The organism is Vibrio sp. PID17_43, from assembly GCF_002608565.1.
GTDB lineage: Bacteria > Pseudomonadota > Gammaproteobacteria > Enterobacterales > Vibrionaceae > Vibrio.
This window is the reverse complement of the sequence record NZ_LIXM01000009.1, coordinates 50,496-69,736: the sequence shown is the minus strand read 5'-3', so window position 1 is coordinate 69,736 and position 19,241 is coordinate 50,496. Positions and strand designations below refer to the sequence as shown.

Annotated in this window: 15 protein-coding genes; 7 read left to right on the top strand and 8 right to left on the bottom strand. The window is 45.3% G+C overall.

The genetic code is table 11. The features are described 5' to 3' along the window. Positions 1–39 precede the first annotated feature (39 nt). Positions 40–1,872: a translational GTPase TypA gene (gene typA, locus AK965_RS08215; RefSeq protein WP_099079150.1), complete on the bottom strand. Its 1,833-nt coding sequence runs from the start codon at positions 1,870–1,872 to the stop codon at positions 40–42. Positions 1,873–2,400: 528 nt separating this feature from the next. Between typA and glnA the strand changes: the two genes are divergently transcribed. From glnA to add, 6 genes are all read left to right on the top strand, one after another. Beyond that, positions 2,401–3,810: a glutamate--ammonia ligase gene (gene glnA / locus AK965_RS08210; RefSeq protein WP_099079149.1), complete on the top strand. Its 1,410-nt coding sequence runs from the start codon at positions 2,401–2,403 to the stop codon at positions 3,808–3,810. A 196-nt stretch (positions 3,811–4,006) separates the two neighbouring features. Continuing rightward, entirely contained in the window at positions 4,007–4,588 is a 582-nt protein-coding gene (locus AK965_RS08205; RefSeq protein WP_099079148.1) for a DUF4124 domain-containing protein, read from the top strand. Positions 4,589–4,753: 165 nt separating this feature from the next. After that, positions 4,754–5,764 carry a nitrogen regulation protein NR(II) gene (glnL, locus tag AK965_RS08200; protein ID WP_253252678.1) on the top strand — a complete coding sequence of 337 codons (1,011 nt, stop codon included), beginning with the start codon at positions 4,754–4,756 and terminating at the stop codon, positions 5,762–5,764. A 61-nt stretch (positions 5,765–5,825) separates the two neighbouring features. Then, complete coding sequence (gene glnG / locus AK965_RS08195; protein ID WP_099079146.1) at positions 5,826–7,229, top strand: nitrogen regulation protein NR(I); 1,404 nt, start codon at positions 5,826–5,828, stop codon at positions 7,227–7,229. A 395-nt stretch (positions 7,230–7,624) separates the two neighbouring features. Beyond that, complete coding sequence (locus AK965_RS20670; protein WP_367379306.1) at positions 7,625–7,927, top strand: EAL domain-containing protein; 303 nt, start codon at positions 7,625–7,627, stop codon at positions 7,925–7,927. Positions 7,928–8,107: 180 nt separating this feature from the next. Further along, positions 8,108–9,112: an adenosine deaminase gene (gene add / locus AK965_RS08185; RefSeq protein ID WP_099079145.1), complete on the top strand. Its 1,005-nt coding sequence runs from the start codon at positions 8,108–8,110 to the stop codon at positions 9,110–9,112. A gap of 68 nt (positions 9,113–9,180) precedes the next feature. Here add and hemN read toward each other — a convergent pair whose 3' ends face one another. From hemN to AK965_RS08155, 5 genes are all read right to left on the bottom strand, one after another. Next, positions 9,181–10,572 (bottom strand): oxygen-independent coproporphyrinogen III oxidase, encoded by a 1,392-nt coding sequence (hemN, locus tag AK965_RS08180; protein ID WP_099079144.1) that lies wholly within the window; start codon positions 10,570–10,572, stop codon positions 9,181–9,183. Positions 10,573–10,755: 183 nt separating this feature from the next. Then, positions 10,756–11,244 (bottom strand): DUF2489 domain-containing protein, encoded by a 489-nt coding sequence (locus AK965_RS08175; protein ID WP_099079143.1) that lies wholly within the window; start codon positions 11,242–11,244, stop codon positions 10,756–10,758. A gap of 7 nt (positions 11,245–11,251) precedes the next feature. After that, positions 11,252–11,794 (bottom strand): Der GTPase-activating protein YihI, encoded by a 543-nt coding sequence (yihI, locus tag AK965_RS08170; RefSeq protein WP_099079142.1) that lies wholly within the window; start codon positions 11,792–11,794, stop codon positions 11,252–11,254. Then, positions 11,794–12,432 carry a class I SAM-dependent methyltransferase gene (locus AK965_RS08165; protein ID WP_172438105.1) on the bottom strand — a complete coding sequence of 213 codons (639 nt, stop codon included), beginning with the start codon at positions 12,430–12,432 and terminating at the stop codon, positions 11,794–11,796. The genes yihI and AK965_RS08165 overlap by 1 nt, the downstream gene beginning before the upstream one ends. A 755-nt stretch (positions 12,433–13,187) precedes the next feature. After that, entirely contained in the window at positions 13,188–13,805 is a 618-nt protein-coding gene (locus AK965_RS08155; protein ID WP_099079141.1) for a cytochrome c, read from the bottom strand. Positions 13,806–13,961: 156 nt separating this feature from the next. Between AK965_RS08155 and yihA the strand changes: the two genes are divergently transcribed. Further along, a complete protein-coding gene (gene yihA, locus AK965_RS08150) occupies positions 13,962–14,612 on the top strand; it encodes a ribosome biogenesis GTP-binding protein YihA/YsxC (RefSeq protein WP_099079140.1) in 651 nt (216 codons plus the stop codon). A gap of 757 nt (positions 14,613–15,369) precedes the next feature. On the opposite strand, the gene polA is transcribed toward yihA, so the two are convergent. Continuing rightward, positions 15,370–18,159: a DNA polymerase I gene (gene polA, locus AK965_RS08140; RefSeq protein WP_099079139.1), complete on the bottom strand. Its 2,790-nt coding sequence runs from the start codon at positions 18,157–18,159 to the stop codon at positions 15,370–15,372. A 621-nt stretch (positions 18,160–18,780) separates the two neighbouring features. Further along, on the bottom strand, positions 18,781–19,215 hold the full coding sequence (locus tag AK965_RS08135; protein WP_172438104.1) for a GNAT family N-acetyltransferase: 435 nt from the start codon (positions 19,213–19,215) through the stop codon (positions 18,781–18,783). Between the last annotated feature and the right edge of the window lie 26 nt (positions 19,216–19,241).

The following is a 19,241-nucleotide window of genomic DNA, read 5'->3' as shown; positions in this document are numbered from 1 at the left end:
CTTAGGGCTTTCTGATATCAACTAACCTAGATTAGAGGATTACTTTGCATCACGTGAAGCACGTTTACGATCGTTTTCTGTCAGGTGACGTTTACGAATACGGATGCTTTCAGGTGTTACTTCTACTAGTTCGTCATCATCGATGAACTCCAGTGCTTGCTCTAGCGTGTATTTGATTGCTGGAGTAAGAACCTGCGCTTCATCAGTACCTGATGCACGAACGTTGGTGAGCTGCTTACCTTTCAGACAGTTTACTGTTAGGTCGTTTGAACGGTTGTGAATACCGATAACCTGACCTTCGTATACTTCATCAGCGTGCTCAGCAAATAAACGACCACGTTCTTGAAGGTTGAACAGTGCGTAAGTCAGAGCTTTACCTGTTGCGTTCGAAATTAGAACACCGTTGTTACGTTGACCGATCGTACCGCCTTTGTGTGGGCCGTAGTGATCAAACGTATGGTAAAGAAGACCAGAACCTGAAGTCAGTGTCATGAATTCTGTTTGGAAACCAATCAGACCACGAGAAGGCATCATGAAGTCCATACGAACACGGCCTTTGCCATCTGGAGACATATCAGTCAGTTCGCCTTTACGAAGACCGATAGCTTCCATGATACCGCCTTGGTTTTCTTCCATGACGTCGATAGTTACCGTTTCAAACGGTTCTTCTAGGTTACCATTTTCATCACGCTTGATGATTACTTCAGGACGAGATACCGCTAGCTCGAAACCTTCACGACGCATGTTTTCGATCAGGATAGATAGGTGAAGTTCACCACGACCTGATACGCGGAAGCGATCTGGGTTATCCGTCTCCTCAACGCGTAGAGCAACGTTGTGAACAAGCTCTTTTTGTAGACGCTCAAGGATGTTACGTGAAGTAACGAACTTACCTTCTTTACCCGCGAACGGTGAAGTGTTTACTTGGAACGTCATGGTTACTGTTGGTTCATCAACAGAAAGCGGAATCATCGCTTCAACGTTGTTCACGTCACAGATAGTGTCAGAGATCTTAAGTTCGCCAAGACCTGTGATCGCAATAATGTCACCTGCGTTAGCTTGCTCGATGTCATGACGTTCTAGGCCAAGGTAGCCCATTACTGTGCCCACTTTACCGTTACGTTTCTTACCATCAGCGCTTACGATAGTCACTTGTTGGTTAGGACGCACTGTACCACGAGTTACACGAGCCACACCGATTACACCAACGTATGAGCTGTAATCTAGCTGAGAGATTTGCATCTGTAGTGGACCGTCAAGGTCAACATTTGGCGCTTCTACTTGATCAACGATAGTTTGGAACAGTGGTTCCATGTTTTCGCCAGTTTCGCCTTCTTCTAGCGTCGCCCAGCCGTTTAGTGCTGATGCGTAAACCACTTTAAAGTCTAGCTGTTCATCCGTTGCACCTAGGTTGTCGAATAGGTCGAACACTTGGTCCATAACCCAATCAGGACGTGCGCCAGGACGGTCAATCTTGTTGATTACAACGATTGGCTTAAGACCATGCGCGAATGCTTTTTGTGTAACGAAACGCGTTTGTGGCATTGGGCCGTCAACTGCGTCTACGATAAGTAGTACTGAGTCTACCATCGACATGATACGTTCTACTTCACCACCGAAGTCCGCGTGTCCCGGAGTATCAACGATGTTGATGCGGTAATCATTCCAGTTAATTGCTGTGTTTTTAGCAAGAATGGTAATACCACGTTCTTTTTCGATGTCGTTTGAGTCCATGACTCGCTCTTCAGCTTCGCCGCGAGACTCTAGAGTACCTGATTGTTGTAGTAGTTTATCAACCAGTGTTGTTTTACCGTGGTCAACGTGCGCGATGATCGCGATATTTCTTAATTTATCAATCTGTGGAGTAGCCATGGATTTGATTCACTTAGATAGATGAAATGCCCCCACACTGAGAACGGGTGCTCTCTAGGTGACATTTGCTGATTAAAAAAACGGCCATAATGTACCAGATTTTAGCAAAAAGCATAGAAATATGTGATCTACTCCCGAGCATTTCTGTCAAATTTACGCTTAACGCTCACTTTCTGATGTACAGCGGATTGATTCAGCTCAATTTTATCCCCATCACCGTTAATAGAAATTGACCAACGCTCAAAAAACAGGCTGAATGAACAATAATTTTGTCACATGATGGTGCAACACTAGTTTGACGCACCAAACCTGTGCATCATTAGATCATTTTGGTGCAAAGGTTTGCACCAAATGAGCACCAAAAACCACAAGGCACTGAAAATACAGTAATATTTTTTTTGGCACGGTTTTGGCTTTAGATAAACAAGCATCGATTAACGATATGTCAAACAGATTAATCAATGCTGGATTTTATCAACGATTCATCAATCGAGTTTACCGCTTTATTAACACTGGAGGTTATCCAAGATGTCAGTAGAAAACGTTCTATCGCTGATCCAAGAAAACGAAGTTAAGTTTGTTGACCTACGCTTTACTGATACGAAAGGTAAAGAGCAACATATCTCTATCCCTGCTCACCAAATCGACGCAGACTTCTTCGAAGAAGGTAAGATGTTCGATGGTTCTTCAGTAGCGGGCTGGAAAGGTATCAACGAGTCAGATATGGTGATGATGCCAGACGCATCTTCTGCAGTGCTTGACCCATTCACAGAAGACGCAACGCTAAACGTTCGTTGTGACATTCTTGAGCCTGCAACAATGCAAGGTTACGATCGTGACCCACGTTCAATCGCTAAACGTGCTGAAGACTACATGCGCTCTACGGGTATCGCAGACACTGTTCTTGTCGGTCCTGAGCCAGAGTTTTTCCTATTTGACGATGTGAAATTCTCTAACGACATGTCTGGTTCTTTCTTCAAGATCGACGACGTAGAAGCAGCTTGGAACACCGGTACTGAAATCGAAGGTGGTAACAAAGGTCACCGTCCAGGCGTGAAAGGCGGTTACTTCCCAGTCGCACCAGTGGATTCATCTCAAGACATCCGCTCTGCAATGTGTCTAGTCATGGAAGAGATGGGCCTAGTTGTAGAAGCTCACCACCACGAGGTAGCAACGGCAGGTCAAAACGAAATCGCGACGCGTTTCAACACACTAACGGCTAAAGCGGACGAAATCCAAATCTACAAATACGTGGTACACAACGTAGCTCACGCATTTGGTAAGACGGCAACATTCATGCCTAAGCCTCTTGTTGGTGATAACGGCAGCGGCATGCACGTTCACCAATCTCTAGCAAAAGATGGTGTTAACCTATTTGCTGGCGACAAGTACGGTGGTCTATCTGAAACTGCACTTTACTACATCGGTGGTATCATCAAGCATGCTCGCGCTATCAACGCGTTTGCTAACCCATCAACGAACTCATACAAACGTCTTGTACCAGGCTTTGAAGCACCAGTTATGCTAGCTTACTCTGCTCGTAACCGTAGTGCTTCTATCCGTATCCCTGTGGTACCAAGCCCGAAAGCGCGTCGTATAGAAGCTCGCTTCCCAGATCCAGCAGCAAACCCATACCTAGCGTTTGCATGTCTACTAATGGCTGGTCTTGACGGTATCAAGAACAAGATTCACCCAGGTGAAGCGATGGACAAAGACTTGTACGACTTACCAGCAGAAGAAGCGGCAGAAATTCCAAAAGTGGCAGAGTCTCTAGAAGTGGCACTAAAAGCACTTGACGAAGATCGCGAGTTCTTAACTACAGGTGGCGTATTCTCTGATGACTTCATCGATTCTTACATCGCACTGAAATCTCAAGATGTAGAGCGTATCAACATGGCGACTCACCCACTTGAGTTCGAACTATACTACTCAGTATAAGACCCTCGCTGTGTAAGGTGTAAACACAGGTTACTAAATATTAGGCTCGCCTCGCAGGTGGGCCTTTTTTGTATTCGCTCGACTAACTAGGGTGTTTAACATGGAGGGATAACTGAAATACACTCAAACTATTTTTCTTATGAGTCAAAGAGTAAGCAACCAAAACGTGAAATCATCGATCAAAAGAAGGTGGGCAATGAAAGTTCAGCTTTTACCATCGCTATGCGCGATCAGCAGCTTGCTAATTACCACGGCTTCATTGGCCCAAGTGGCTTACACTTGGGTTGATAAAGAGGGGCAGGTGCACTTCAGTGATACACCAAACCAAGGTGCGCAAGCCATTTCTCTACCAAACCTCGAATCCACTTCACCTGCACCTAGAGTGGAAAATACCGAGTCTCTCGCTCCTCAAAAAAAAACACGCCCTGTACCACAAGCGAATGATAAACCAAAAACAGACAAGCCTTTACCGCTTTCCCTCGCTACGCTCACCCCTCAGCATGATGAAACCATTCGCAGTAATCAAGGAATCATCCACATTCAGCTCAAGGCCAACCGTAAATTAGGTATTGACGAACAGTTGCAACTCTTCCTTGATGGTAAGCCCCATGGCGTGCCACAACACCGTTTAACTTGGCAGCTGAACAATATTGATCGAGGCACCCACACCCTTGCGGTGCAAGCGAAGCGAAGCGGCAAGCTTATTGCATCTACTAGCCCTATAACGGTGCATTTACATAGAGCAAGTATCAAGCCGACCATTAAAGGGGCAAAATAGAATATTTAGTGAAAAAAACGAACTCTAACCACGCTTTTCGCTTTTTCTTCTGAGAATTATTCGCCATACTTACGCTCTATTGCACCAATGTAGTGCAACGCACAGTCACAACGCAAACAAGGACGTAATGTGGATACCAGCCTCTCCTGCGCCATTCTCAATAACATGGTGACAGCAACACTGATTCTTGATGATGAGTTGGCTATTCGCCATGCCAACCCTGCCGCTGAACTACTATTCTCTCAAAGTGCCAAACGCATTATCGATCAGCCGCTATCGCAACTTATCCAACATGCTTCGATGGACTTAGCCCTACTTACACAACCATTACAAAGCGGCCAAAGCATTACCGACAGTGACGTCACTTTTGTCGTCGATGGGCGCCCTTTAATGTTAGAAGTCACCGTTAGCCCGATCACTTGGCAAAAACAGCTGATGCTACTAGTAGAAATGCGTAAAATCGATCAGCAACGTCGTCTGACGCAAGAGCTCAATCAACACGCGCAACAGCAAGCCGCCAAGCTGTTGGTTCGAGGGCTTGCTCATGAAATTAAAAACCCACTCGGTGGCCTGCGCGGAGCCGCACAGCTCTTACAAAAAATGTTGCCAGATCCCTCACTACAGGAATACACCCATATCATCATTGAGCAAGCCGACCGTTTAAGAGCACTCGTTGATCGCCTACTAGGCCCACAAAAACCGGGCAAGAAAAGCGAAGAGAACCTTCATCAAGTTTTGGAAAAAGTTCGCCAACTGGTTGAGCTGGAGTCTCAGCATAATGTCGTGATTGAACGAGATTACGATCCGAGCTTGCCAGAAATATTGATGGATGCCGATCAAATCGAGCAAGCCATGCTTAACATCGTCAGTAACGCAGCGCAGATTCTGTCTCGCCAAGAACATGGAAAAATCACAATTCGCACCAGAACGGTGCACCAAGCGAACATTCATGGTCAGCGTTGTAAACTCGCCGCTCGCATTGAAATCACTGACAATGGTCCGGGAATACCACCAGAACTACAAGATACCCTGTTCTACCCTATGGTCAGCGGCCGTGAGGGGGGCACTGGACTTGGGTTGTCTATTTCACAAAACTTGATCGACCAGCATAGCGGCAAGATTGATGTCGAGAGCTGGCCGGGCCACACCAATTTTACGATTTATTTGCCAATCTGACCAACCTCTATAACTTGAGTATTCGTCAGTAATTAGGCCTTTTGCTGCAAGGATTTATGACATGAGTAAAGGATATGTTTGGGTCGTTGATGACGACAGTTCAATTCGCTGGGTGATGGAGAAAACCCTCTCTTCGGCCAATATCAAATGTGAAACCTATGCCGATGGGGAGAGCGTACTAATGGCGCTCGAACGTGAAGTCCCTGATGTATTGGTGTCTGATATTCGAATGCCAGGCATTGATGGCCTAGAACTGCTTAAGCAACTGCAACAGAATTACCCTGATCTGCCTGTTATCATCATGACAGCACATTCAGATCTCGATGCAGCCGTCAATGCGTACCAAAAAGGAGCGTTTGAATATCTACCGAAACCCTTTGATATTGATGAAACACTCACACTTGTAGAAAGGGCAATCGCCCATAGCCAAGAGAACAAGCGTGAGCATTTACTGCCTGACGATGTACCTGCTGATGCGCCAGAGATCATTGGTGAAGCACCTGCAATGCAAGAAGTGTTTCGAGCCATTGGTCGACTGTCTCGCTCATCAATCTCGGTATTAATTAATGGCGAATCAGGTACGGGTAAAGAACTTGTCGCTCATGCTTTACATCGCCATAGTCCACGAGCGAATAAACCTTTTATTGCCCTCAACATGGCCGCCATTCCTAAAGACTTGATTGAGTCCGAACTGTTTGGTCATGAAAAAGGCGCATTTACTGGTGCCAATAGTGTGCGCCAAGGGCGCTTCGAACAAGCCAACGGTGGCACCTTATTCTTAGATGAAATTGGGGACATGCCGTTAGATATTCAAACTCGATTATTACGCGTACTTGCTGATGGACAGTTCTACCGCGTCGGTGGGCATTCTCCGATCAGCGTTGATGTCCGGATTGTCGCCGCCACTCACCAAAACTTAGAAAAACTGGTCCACAATGGCGATTTTCGTGAGGACTTGTTTCATCGTCTCAACGTTATTCGCGTACAAATTCCCGCACTTCGCGAACGTCGACAAGATATCGAAAAGCTGACTCAACACTTCTTAGTGCGTGCCGCCGATGAACTCAGTGTTGAAACCAAAACTCTACACCCATCATCCGTTGAGATCCTCAATCGTTTAGCTTGGCCAGGGAACGTGCGACAACTGGAAAATATTTGTCGTTGGCTGACCGTGATGGCAAGTGGCAGTGAAGTCCTTCCGAGCGATCTACCACCAGAGTTACTGGAAGAGAAAAAGATCACGACAGATTCGGAACATGGCCGTTGGCAAGAGCAATTGTCTAAATGGGCGCGTCATGCTTTGGCTGCAGGAGATAAAGAGTTGCTGTCTTACGCCTTACCAGAGTTTGAACGCATTCTATTGGAAGCCGCGCTAGAACACACTAAAGGTCACAAGCAAGATGCGGCGAAAGTACTGGGTTGGGGTCGCAATACACTAACCAGAAAATTAAAAGAATTGTACTAACGACAATGTAAGAAATAGTTATCAAGCGAATATTATTCGACTCGCTTGATAGCTCAAACGTCAGTACAATCGCAGACCTCCATCCCTTGTGTGATTAGCTTAATGGAAAAATGCTTACTCAACTCGTTGCTTCACCTTTTATGCTGGAATGTGAGGCTGTGTTTATCAAAGTATCCATTGGTGTCGTACAAACTCATGCAAGACAAAACATGCCACTCTGGTTACGTAATGCAAGCATTGCTCTCAGTGACACTAAGCAAGATACACACACGGGGATGCGATTATCATCCAGAGATGGCGAGCGCATAAAAATTCCGCACGAAAGTGGTGACCCAAACTCAAACCGAAATTGATAACCGTGAGTTTACCCATCACTACCAACCACCTTGGGCAGTATGATGAAACTGTGTGAAATGGGGCTGGGTACTGCGATTGACGACTTGAGCACTGGATATTCATCTTTGGCCTATCTGCACACCCTGCCATTCACATGCTTAAAGATAGACCGCACCTTCATCACCCGACTAAGCAAAGAGGACTCAGGTAGCTCTGTGGTGGCCACCATCATAAGTATCACGAAAAGCCTGAAAGCGTACGTAGTGGCGGAGAGGGTGGAGAATGCCATGCAGCTCAACTACTTAGCTCATTGGCCGGTAATCAAGTTCAAGGGTTTTATTACCGCCGTCCTTTGCCGATAGAAGAATGGCCACCGAATTTCGTTAACATAAGTAGAAAAGAGCTAAAATCGTTGCTTTCATAGTCAACCTCTACTGACAATCTAGCTAACTGTTCATTATACTTAACTGCAAATCTTACCCATGCATTATCACTGATAATTCGGGGGCTTTGTTCCTGTTCACAACATTCGGATCGACATAATGATAACTAAGAATCTTCCCCTAACTGATTTGCACCGTCACCTTGACGGTAACATTCGTACTAAGACCATTCTCGAGCTTGGCCAACAGTTTGGTGTTGCTCTACCCGCTTACGATATTGAATCTTTAACCCCACACGTTCAGATTGTCGAAGCAGAACCATCGCTGGTTGCTTTCCTTTCTAAACTTGACTGGGGCGTCGCAGTTCTGGGTGATCTAGACGCATGTCGCCGTGTTGCTTACGAAAACGTAGAAGATGCGCTGAACGCACAAATTGATTACGCCGAACTGCGTTTTTCTCCTTACTACATGGCAATGAAACACAAACTACCCGTTGCAGGCGTAGTCGAAGCTGTTGTTGATGGTGTTCAGGCTGGTATGCGCGATTTCGGCATCAAAACGAACCTGATCGGTATCATGAGCCGTACTTTTGGTACTGATGCTTGCCAACAAGAGCTGGATGCCATCCTTAGCCAGAAAGATCACATTGTCGCTGTCGACTTAGCGGGTGACGAACTTGGTCAACCTGGCGAACGCTTTGTTTCTCACTTCAAACAAGTACGTGACGCAGGTTTAAACATTACCGTTCACGCAGGTGAAGCGGCTGGTGCAGAAAGCATGTGGCAAGCAATCAATGAACTTGGTGCCACCCGCATTGGTCACGGCGTGAAGGCAATTCACGATCCTAAGCTGATGGATTACCTTGCGGAAAACCGTATTGGTATTGAGTCTTGCCTAACATCGAACGTCCAAACCAGTACGGTTGAGTCACTGGCAAACCACCCTATCAAACCGTTCCTAGACCATGGCGTACTTGCGTGTCTAAACACTGACGACCCAGCGGTTGAGGGCATCGAATTACCATACGAATACGAAGTCGCGGCACCAGCCGCAGGTTTAACCCAAGCACAAATTCGCCAAGCACAAATCAACGGCCTCGACCTTGCATTCTTGTCAGAAGCAGAGAAATCTGAGCTAAAAGAAAAAGTAAAAGATCGCGTTTAGTTACAACGAAAGACATAAAAAATGCCAGCATCTGCTGGCATTTTTGTATTTGCTCTACGTGGCGTAGTTTAGATTACTCGAGAGAATTGCTGCTGGCGCGCTTTCGCTCTTAAGTACTTATCGAAGCACATACAGATATTGCGGATCAACAGACGACCACGTAGCGTAACGCGAATTTCATTGTCATCCACTTCCACTAGACCATCATTGATGAAGGTTTGCAGTAGCTGTAGATCTTCTTTGAAGTACTGATTAAAGGTAACTTTAAATTCAGATTCGATCGCTTTTTTGTCTAGCTTGAAGTTACAGATCAGCTGCTTAATCACTTCACGACGCAGTAAATCATCCGCATCCAGTGACACGCCTTTCCACAGCGCATGACGCAACTCATTCACCTGCGCGTAGTACTTCTTCAGCTCTTTCTGGTTTTGCGCATAAGCATCACCGATCATTGAAATCGCTGAAACACCGAAGCCAACCAAATCACACTCGCCTTGAGTAGTATAGCCTTGGAAGTTACGGTGCAAAATACCGTCACGCTGCGCCACAGCGAGTTCATCATCCGGCATCGCAAAGTGATCCATGCCGATAAACTGGTAGCCAGCGCCAGTAAGCGTTGCGATGGTGTCTTGTAGGATCGCCATCTTCTCTTCCGCTTTTGGTAGGTCTTCGTCTTTAATCTTGCGCTGCGCAGCAAACAGTTGTGGCATATGTGCGTAGTTAAACACAGACAAACGACCCGGCTGCATTTCTAACACTTGCTCAAGCGTCTTAGCAAAGGAATCCTTGGTTTGCTTAGGTAAACCGTAAATCAAATCCAAGTTAGTCGAGCGGAAACCAAGCTCTTTCGCACGAGCCACCATCGCAAAGATGAACGCTTCATCTTGTTCACGGTTTACAAGGAGCTGCACTTCTTTGTTAAAGTCCTGCACGCCAATGCTTAAACGGTTAAAGCCCTCACCACGCAGGTGATCGAGCATGGATAGCTCGATTTCACGTGGGTCAACTTCAATGCTTATCTCAGCGTCGACACTGAAGCTAAACTCTGCACGTAATAGGTTCATCACGCGAGTGATTTGCTTTTCAGACAGGAACGTTGGCGTACCACCACCAAAGTGCAGCTGAGTTACCTTGCGTCCAACCAACAATGCGGCGCGTTGACGAATTTCATGCTCAAGCACATCGAGATATTCGTCGGCTTTGTGCGAATGGCGAGTAATCACTTTATTACAGCCGCAGTAATAGCAAAGCTTATGACAGAACGGAATGTGAACGTACAGCGATAACGGACGATCTGAGTACTGAGTGCATGCCATATCGTAGTCCGAGATGGTAAATGCTTCATGAAACTCCAGCGCTGTTGGGTACGACGTGTAGCGAGGACCGGAATAGTTGTACTTATCCAATACCGCTTGATCCCAGACGATTTGCTGTTTCGATTCAGAGTGTTGATTCGACATGGTGGTACTTTCCGTAAAATGCTAGGGCAACGAAAACTGTCACCCGATATTCAGAAACCGTTATTTTGCCACACGACGGTGGGAACAAAGGTAACCGCTAACCGCTTTTTAAGTATAAAACCAAAGAAGTGCTAGCGTGATCACGATACCCCGGAGGTTAAAGGAAACCACCGGGTGTAACAATTAGATCATCTGAATATTAATTTGGTTATTCAGTGGTTGGACGTTTTTCTGCAATATTTTGAGTTCTTCAATGATCGCATCAGTTAAGCGACTTTCCGCATTATGACGCATCAAATTTTGTTGCATACGCTCTTTCTTGGCGAGCTGCTGGCGGTCTTCCCCGCGCGCCATATCTTTTACAATATGAAAAAGCTCAGAAATTGCAGGATAGGTTTTATCAAAATCCACCCGATCGTCACCTTGGACATAGTCCATGATGTTGTAAACACGGATGCTGATTTCAGACAAATCACACTGCCCCTGAATGCCAGCCTGACACAACGTATGCACGCTCTCAAAAATATTGGCGTTACGCTTGTCGATTGCCAATTTTTGATGCTTCAGCTGCAATTCCTTTTGCTTTTTCAATTGAAGCAGAAGGTAACCTGCATATGAAGCCAGCGCGATAATAATCACTGCACCCGCAATCGCTAATAAGGTTACGTTCATGAATTACTTATCCTTTATAGTCGTCGAAGTTAATATCGTCGAAGTCCGCCAGTAGATCATCATCACTGCGAGAGCCTTTTGCTGTAGGAGCAGTAAAGTCTTCCTCTTCTTCTGGCTCTAATAGACCCAATTGGTCCATCAGTTTTTCGATACGATCAAGCTTCTCATCAACGTACTGCTGCAGACCCTTACCTAAGTTTTCACCCGCTTCGATGCGATCCAGCAATACGTTCAATTGCGCATCATTCTCTAGCATCTCTAGCTCTTGTTGCGCTGACAGTTGACGCTCCTGCTTAGTCATCTTCTTCACTGGCTCAACAATCAAAGGAATTTTTTTCTTGCTGCCTAAACGAGGATCACGGTTTTGTGCCGCGGCCTGTTTCTTCTTCTCGTTGACTTCAGAGTTACGGCTACCTTTTTTTAAGCCTTTACGCTTTTTAGCGCGTTTGCGTAGACGGCCTTCCACATCCGATTCTGTACGGTTGCGAGTAACAATAACATCAGGTGCGCCTGCTGCACCTGGCTTTCTAGATTTCTTTGTACGGCTCATTACTGGGTCTTCCTCAGTAAAATAACATCATTACCAATAAATTCGAGTTCGAGCTTATCCCGCTCAGCTAGGAACTGGAAGGTATCACGGCTAAAGAACACCACATGAGTGAGATCATTCTTATAATGCCATGATTGAAAGGCTTCTGCGTCGATGACCATTTTCGTCATCAAGCCTATCCAGCCACCTGGCTTAACTAAATTCAACCATTGCTTCCACACCAAATTGGGGTGGTAGAGGTGTTCGATCACCTCTGTTGCTGTCATAAAATCATACTGCTTTTCTAGCACCGAGGTATCAGGGTGGTAGTAAAGGTCGTACAACGCCATGCTATGCCCCGCTTCTTCTAACATCAATGAAAGCGTTGGGCCTGGACCACAACCAAAGTCGATTCCGTTCGATTGTGGTGAAATTCGCGCTGTGATTGGCTCAGCAATTCTCGACAAAAAGCGTCGATATCCCATATCGTTGGGATTGTTCTCATGCAGATCATAGTGAGCCTTTTCACTTTTCGCATCCAAACGCTGGTCTGGATTCACAAAGACTAAATGGCACTGTTCACATTGAAGGTATTCGCGTTGTCTATCTTCAAAATAGTGGTGAGTTCGCTGATTCTGACATAAAGGACAGGTGTGCATGCTGACTTCCTCAAACAGGGATGCGAAACATACCAGAAAGTGGACACAGATTGGAGTGTTGCTGGATACTTTTTCAGCAATTTTTGTTAAAAAACTTTGATTGGTAAAAATGAATATAAAAAAAGCGACAGTCAAACTGTCGCTTTCTGAATGCCACCATAGATGGCGAAACTGTGTTGCACACATTTAGTGCACCAAGAATCCTTTTGTTTTTAGCGCTTTCCCTGCCAAAAAGTGTTGTTCTTCATCTTCCTGATGAGTTTTGGCTATCCCTTCACTTCCTGTCTTCTGAGCTACTTCCTGAAGCCTGAATCCGTTTCGCTGTCTTTACCGTCAGACGAGATGATCATCCTTATCTGGCAGGCTCCTTGCCTACCTACATCCTTTTTCCGACTATCAAACGTCCTTCGTTTGCGTCCTTGGAGACCTCATATCCATGGTCTAAATTCCGGTGATTCACGTCCTGTGAACAGCGTCTACTTTACGGTTTCTCCAAAAACCGACAAGTCATGGAACGTAATTATTCACAATATTTTTTGAGCAAAAACAAATAACCCAATCTATCAACAGCTTAAAAATAAAGACGAGAAATTGTATCGAGCAGGTATGGCAAATGTCTCACAAACCCCCGAGCTATCTATCACTTTTGCATCAAAATTCAAATGTGACCATGATCACTAAAAATAGCCAACAAAAATGCCCCAGCAGTTTTACCGGGGCATTTTTGTATATCCTTGCTCGAACGATGTAGGGGGTTAGTGCAGACCGCCAACGTATTTCGACAGAACTTCAATGTCTTCGTCTGTCATTTTCTTCGCGATGTCACGCATCATGGCATTCATATCGTTACCACGGTGGCCATCACGGAATTTTTCTAGCTGAGCTTTGATGTAGTCCGCATGCTGACCCGAAATTTTAGGGAAACCTGAAAGCTCAGTGCCGTTACCACGAGGACCGTGACATGCAATACATGCGGTTAGACCGCGTTCTGCATCACCAGCGGTGTACAGTACTTTGCCTTGCTCCACCACATTTTCAGGGGTTGAGCTCTCTGCGATGGGTAAAGAGGCATAGTAAGCAGAGAGATCCGCAATGTCTTCATCACTCAGTGGCATTGCCATGCCACTCATGACAGGATCGTAACGACCTTGTTTACCACCACTAGTCATACCGAGTTTTAGATCTTTTAACTGCTTCTCAAGATACTTAGCGTGTTGGCCTGCAAGGCTAGGGTACATTGCGAGTGCACTGTTACCATCTGCTCCATGACAGGCAACACAGGTTTGTGATTTTGCTTTACCAGCTTCAATATTACCTTGGGCCCATACTGAGCAACTGGCTAAAAGACTCAAAATTAGCGCTAATTTCTTCATGACATTCCATTATAATTATCAAGCTTCCAGTACCATGATTGAACATCTCGCGTACACTCATGATACAATAGGCGACCTTATGCCGAGCACGGTTATTTTACACAATTTCACAAAAAAGTAATCAATCGACTACACAAAGTCGAGATGGAGTTAACAGTGAGCGTAAAAATTCATTACCAAAACACGCATTTCATCACCAGCGCACCTGATATTCGTCATTTACCTGAAGACGAAGGTGTCGAAATCGCGTTTGCAGGACGCTCAAACGCTGGTAAATCGAGTGCACTTAACCGTCTAACTAACCAAAAAAGCTTAGCCAAGACATCAAAGACCCCTGGTCGTACTCAATTGATCAACCTGTTTAAAGTGGAAGAAGGTTGTCATATCGTCGATTTGCCAGGATACGGCTTCGCTCAAGTTCCCGTTGAGATGAAGAACAAATGGCAGAAGTCATTAGGTGAATACCTACAGAAGCGCGAGTGCCTAAAAGGCTTGGTGGTTCTAATGGACATTCGTCATCCAATGAAAGACCTCGACCAGCAAATGATTTTCTGGGCAATCGACAGCCGCATCCCTGTGCAGGTACTACTAACAAAAGCAGACAAACTTAAAAGTGGGGCTCGTAAGCAAACACTACTTCAAGTACGTAAGCAAGTAGAAACCTTTGGTGGTGACGTATCGGTTGATGTGTTCTCTTCGCTGAAAGGTCTGGGTGTCGACCAACTGCGTGCCAAACTGGATACTTGGTTTGCACCAGCGTTCGCACACCTGCTTGAAGAAGATGCGCCTGAGAACGGTGAAGAATAATTAACATATTTTGTTAAATTTTTTCGCATAGCCCTGCCTTTTGGTGGGGCTTTTGTTTATCTGCAGCGCAGCCACATGAATTTCAGACAATAAAAATCCCCGCCTTCCTGGCAGGGATAACGGGAGAGAAAAACTGGTAATTATTGTTATGTGGCGAAGCATTACTGAACTAAGATTCGATTACAATAGGTTAAAAAACAATCTGCACTTCATTCTTTATCACACCACACCGCCACTTTCATCAAATCACCTTAAAATTCAAACAACTTAAGAAATAGCAAACATCAGATAGGCGTAACTTAGTTTCTTTAAAGAAAAAATTATAGTGTGACTGGTGTAAATTTACAGGATGAATAAAATGAAGAAAGAGATAGGAAATAGTTAAGTTTTGCAATGACTTAGCGAAACCAGCAGGGAGACTTTACACATTCGAGGATTAACTTATTGTTCAGGAAGAAAATTTTTCTTTCGCCCAATAAAAAACGCCCCAGTCAAAAACTGACTGGGGCGGCTGAATCAGCCTAATCCAATAACGTGAAACAAAAGGTCTGAAAGATAGAACATCTTACCTCTGTACCCTACGCGAACTAATGTACAACAATTGGTCAGATATGCAAAGTATTTTTGTAGTTTTTTTTCATGAAAGTTTTGTTAAACAACATAGCGGTGAAAAATCAGAATACTTTTTTACTGGCAAAAAAAAGCCAGTATTTGTGCGCCAGCTCATATTAAATCAGTTGAATTGAACAAAAACCGTCTAGTGCGCCTGATCCCAGTTATCACCATGACCAGCATCTGCCACTAGAGGGACGTTTAACTCTGCTGCAGACTCCATCAATTCTTGTACTTTACTTTCAATTTCGACTAAAGACGACTCTTCAACTTCAAACACCAATTCATCGTGTACTTGCATCAGAAGTTTGACACGACCATCACCTTCAGCTTGAATCCACTGATCCACTAACAGCATCGCTTTCTTGATGATGTCCGCAGCCGTACCTTGCATCGGTGCGTTGATCGCCGCACGTTCCGCCGCTTTACGACGCATACCGTTGCGCGATTGAATTTCTGGAAGGTGCAGACGACGACCAAAGATGGTTTCTACATAACCTTGAGCAGAAGCAGTGCTACGCGTATCTTCCATGTACTGCATCACGCCAGGGTAACGCTCAAAATATTTATCCATGTACGCTTGCGCTTCACCGCGAGGAATACCCAGTTGCTTGGCAAGGCCAAATGCGCTCATGCCGTAAATCAGACCAAAATTAACCGCTTTGGCACGACGGCGCTGTTCACTTGATACATCTTCAATCGCTAACCCCATAATTTCCGCAGCCGTCGCCGCATGGATATCTTTTCCATGGCGAAACGCATCAAGTAATGCTTGGTCACCAGAGAGATGCGCCATAATACGCAGTTCAATTTGCGAATAGTCGACGGCCAGAATCTTGTAGCCTGTCGGAGCGATAAACGCCTGACGGATACGACGCCCTTCTTCATTGCGAATAGGGATGTTCTGCAAGTTTGGATCGGTTGACGATAGACGACCCGTTGCCGTTACCGCTTGGTGGTAAGAGGTATGCACACGACCCGTTGAAGGGTTGATCATCTTCGGTAGCTTATCAGTGTAGGTCGATTTTAGCTTCGCCAGACCACGGTATTCCAAAATCAGTTTCGGTAGAGGATAATCCAGCGCAAGTTCTTGTAATACTTCTTCATTCGTCGAAGGGGTGCCTGATGGCGTCTTCTTAACGACTGGCAGCCCCATTTTCTCAAACAGGATCGCTTGCAACTGCTTCGGTGAGTTCATGTTGAACTCTTGCTCTGCGACTTCGTAAGCTTTTTTCTCAAGCTCTTCTAGACGGGCCGCAATTTCCACCGATTGCGCACCAAGCTTCATATCATCAATCAATACGCCAGTGCGTTCAATGCGAGATAGCACTGGCACAAGTGGCATTTCGATCTCTTCGTATATCGATTTCAACTTATCATCTTGTTCGATATTCGCAGACAAACGATTGTGCAAACGCAGGGTCACGTCCGCATCTTCGGCAGCGTATGGCGAGGCTTGATCAAGTTCGATTTGGTTGAACGTAAGCTGGTTCTTACCTTTGCCTGCAATCTGTTCAAACGAGATACAACTGTGTTGTAGGAAACGCAGCGCAAGGCTATCCATATCGTGCTTGCCACCAACGCTGTTATAAACGTAGGACGCCAGCATGGTATCGTGCTTGATGCCTTTCATCTCGATGCCGTAGCGAGCCAATACTGAAGCGTCGTATTTCAGGTTCTGACCGACTTTCGCTTGAGCGTCGTCTTCAAGAATCGGTTTAAGCTGTGCTAAAACCCAGTCACGATCTAGCTGTGCAGGTGCATCTAGGTAGTCGTGTGCAACCGGAACGTAAGCCGCCACACCTTCATCGATCGCAAATGATAAACCAACGAGGTTCGCCACCATGTAATCTAGACTGTCGGTTTCCGTATCAAACGCGAACAGCTCCGCCGCTTTCAGCTTATCTAGCCACACATTAAAAGACGCTTCATCAAGGATGGTTTCGTACTGACTGCGATCGATTTTCACCGCAGAGGTATCCATATCGGTTTTCGACGCAGAAGATGAACGTACTGCACCAGCAGATTCATCCGCTTCAACCACACCATTGCCGCCTTCTAATAGTTCATTTAACCACGATTTGAAGGTTAACTGGCCGTAGAGCTTGATCAACTCATCTTTGCTTGGTTCTGCTTTTAGTAGCGACTCTGGCGTTTCTTCTAACTCGACATCCAGCTTGATGGTCGCAAGTTCATAAGACAGCATGGCGTTGTCTTTGTTATCCACAAGCTTCTTCGCCATGGTCTTCGACCCACGGAAACCAAGTGCCGCGATGTCGTCTAGGTTTTCATATAGCTTGTTTAGACCGCCAATGCCTTGTAGCAGCGCGGTTGCAGTTTTGTCACCGACACCAGGAACGCCCGGGATGTTGTCGACTTTATCGCCCATCAGCGCTAAGTAGTCGATGATCAGCTCTGGCGGGATTCCAAACTTCTCCACCACGCCTTCGCGATCCATAACAACGTTCGTCATGGTGTTGATCAAGGTGATATTGTCATCCACCAACTGCGCCATATCTTTATCGCCAGTACTGATCAATACAGGCATGCCTTGTTGAGACGCTTGGTAAGCGAGCGTGCCGATAACGTCATCAGCTTCCACACCAGGGACACAAATGAGTGGCAAACCCATGGCGCGGATCACATTGTGGAGAGGTTCAATTTGGCAACGAAGATCATCCGGCATCGGCGGACGATGTGCTTTATATTCCGGGTACATATCGTCACGGAAGGTTTTTCCCTTCGCATCAAAAACCACAGCAATACGATCAGAAGCAAATTGGCGCATCATACTGCGTAGCATGTTTACCACACCGTAAACGGCATTCGTTGGGATGTCACCATTACTCATCGTGCCTGGGTAAGCATGAAAAGCGCGATATAGATAAGAAGAGCCATCGATCAGAATCAACGGGTTTTCAGGAATACTTGCCATAATTGTCTGTATCCAAATCAATACTTAAGAGATCTGCTTAGAATGCCATGACTACCGATCTGAATCTATCTTGTTCGCTCGATCCAGTTCGCGTAAATTTTTTGATTTTATTCATAAATGCACCCACCACCTGTGGATAACTCTGTTTATAGAAATTATCCACCACTTATCCAAACGAAACAAAAAAACAAAAAAACCAAAATAAAGCCATGTTTAGAAAGGAATTATCAGATCAGGATCAGCAAGATCAATGATCGAGAAATGATCATGCTATGTGGAAAAGTTTTATCAGGTGACGTCAATGAGAAATCGTATAAAAGAAAAAGCGACCCAGATTAGGGTCGCCTAGCAAAAATGGTAAAGCCAACTTAATAAAGACGATCGCTAAACCCAAAAGCTATAAATTACACTGGAAGCAATGTGAGCAATGTCGTGTCAAAAAGAATTCGTGCAAGTTCTGGAAAAATGTTTCATTACCTTCTCAACACTCGGTTTATCAACTTTTGTTAATCAGTAATTCAACGTCCTTGTGACTTTTCCTCATTCCCTAAAACACCATTGATAATAATGATTATCATTTAACTGTCAACGTGCAAATGAGAAAAAATCTCATTTATTTTTTTACAGCGCTTTAATGAAATAAATTCGAGATTCGCGAAGATTTGGTTTTTCTTCAAACTTTTCAATAATGTAGTCATTTCTTAGCAGTAAACGTAGCATCGCTGAGAATTGATTACGTGATTTCACTTTTAGCATCTTATAACCCTGTTCTGCGACCCACTCTTCTTGAGCCTCTAACAGCATTTGCGCTACGCCTTCATTGCGCGCTTCTGGTGCTACTCCACCAAACCAGCTATAAAACGTGTAATCATCAAATTCATAGCCGATTTTAAAACCAAGGATCGCACCCGCTTTCTCAGCGACTAAGATTAAACTCTTTTTATCACCAAGGCGTGCTGCCATGGATTCAACCGTTTCACCACGTGCAAACTCAGTTACACGTGCTACGACTTGGAGCGCCTCTTCCAGCGTGCCTTCACGAATCAGCATTGTCATTGTTCTACTCTCCAGAAATAAAAGTG